The sequence below is a fragment of the Paratractidigestivibacter sp. genome, assembly GCF_052362415.1.
Lineage (GTDB): Bacteria > Actinomycetota > Coriobacteriia > Coriobacteriales > Atopobiaceae > Paratractidigestivibacter.
This window is the reverse complement of the sequence record NZ_DAWEMK010000033.1, coordinates 15,993-17,721: the sequence shown is the minus strand read 5'-3', so window position 1 is coordinate 17,721 and position 1,729 is coordinate 15,993. Positions and strand designations below refer to the sequence as shown.

Annotated in this window: 2 protein-coding genes; both read left to right on the top strand. The window is 66.5% G+C overall.

What is annotated here, in order from left to right:
- Window positions 1-1,179: arginine--tRNA ligase (locus tag ACT84W_RS04975; RefSeq protein WP_444328409.1), on the top strand; the 1,179-nt coding region annotated here is incomplete at its 5' end.
- A 210-nt stretch (window positions 1,180-1,389) separates the two neighbouring features.
- Window positions 1,390-1,729 (top strand): MarR family transcriptional regulator (locus tag ACT84W_RS04970; RefSeq protein ID WP_444328408.1); only part of this gene is annotated, 340 nt, incomplete at its 3' end.

Genomic DNA, 1,729 nt, shown 5'->3' with positions numbered 1-1,729 from the left:
CACCCCTACACCGACGCCTTCAACGAGGCCCTCGGCGGCAACGCCTACGCGGGCGACTACATCGTCGACCTCGCGGCGCGCTTCGTCGCCTCCGATGGCGATGCCCTCGCGGGGGCGACCGAGGACGAGCGCTGCGCCTCCTTCCGCGAGCGCGGCTACAAGATGATGCTCGAGTCCATCCGCGAGACCTGCCATAAGGCCCGCTGCGACTTCGACGTCTGGTTCTCCGAGCGCAGCCTCTACGAGAAGGGCCCGGACGGCACCTCCGCCGTCGACCGCGCCCTCGCCAAGCTCGACGAGCTCGGCTACCTCTTCCGCGACGAGGCGGGAGCCCTGTGGTTCCGTTCGACCGATTTCGGCGACGATAAGGACCGCGTCCTCATAAAGACCAACGGCGAGTACACCTATTTCGCCTCCGACGTCGCTTATCACTGGAACAAGTTCCAGCGCGTCGACCACGTCATCGACCTGTGGGGCGCCGACCATCACGGCTACATCAAGCGCATCCAGTCCGTCTGCGAGGCGCTCGGCTACCCCGATCAGTTCGAGGTCGTCCTCGGCCAGCTCGTGAACCTCCTGCGCGACGGCGTGCCGGTGCGCATGAGCAAGCGCAAGGGCACCATGGTCGCCTTCGACGAGCTTTTGGAGGAGGTCGGCGCCGACGCCACGCGCTACACGCTCGTCGCCAAGTCGAACAACCAGATGATCGACTTCGACATCGAGGCCGTTAAGCGCCAGGACAACACGAACCCCGTCTATTACGTCCAGTACGCGCACGCCCGCATCTGCTCCATCCTGCGCCGCGCCGCCGGCGTCGACGCCGATGAGGCCGCGAAGCTCGGTATGGACGAGGTCGCCCGCCGCGCCGTCGGCGAGAACTGCGACCTCGGGCTTCTGACCGACCCGACCGAGGCGGCGCTCGCCCGCAAGCTCGCGGAGCTCCCCGGGCTCGTCGAGTCCTGCGCCCGCGACCGCGCCCCGTTCCGCCTCACCCACTACGCCGAGGACCTCGCGGGGCACTTCCACTCGTTCTACGCCGCGTGCCAGGTCATCCCCGGCGCGGGCCGTCCGCTGGACGAGGGCCTCTCGCACGCGCGCCTCGCCGCGGTCGACGCGTGCCGTCGCGTGCTCGCGCTCACGCTCAACATGATCGGTGTCACGGCACCGCAGGTCATGTAAGGCCTCGCCCGGGTTTCGGGGTGCGCGGCCGGCGGCTACTCGCCGCCAGCCGCGCATACCTTCAGTGATTTATATTTCTATTTTATGTAACGTGCACGGGGACAATTTGAAGTCCCGTGCACGTTTCGTATAATCGCGGCTGTGAGCGGCTCCGGGTTTCGGCCCCGCGTCCGCTGCATGGCATCAAAGTTCGATTTTCAGGGGTAGATAATGGATCTTCGCGAGTACATGTCGGTCCGCAGGGCGTACAACGTCGTCCGCCAGAAAGTAGAGTCCGACAAGAGGCTGACGTTCGAGGAGTTCGCCATTCTCTGCCGGCTCAGCATGGCCGACACGACGCTCAAGACCTCCGCGATCGCCGAGTACCAGAGCGCCCTGCGCCCGACGATGACCCACCGCACGAACCATCTTTCGGGCCTCGGGTTCATCGAGCGCGGCGAGGGGGATACCGACCGCCGCAACGTCGTCTGCGGGATCTCCGAGAAGGGCCGTGCCGAGGTTATGCGCCTCGCCGGCCTCACCAGGACCCAGATTCCCACCGGCAAGGCGC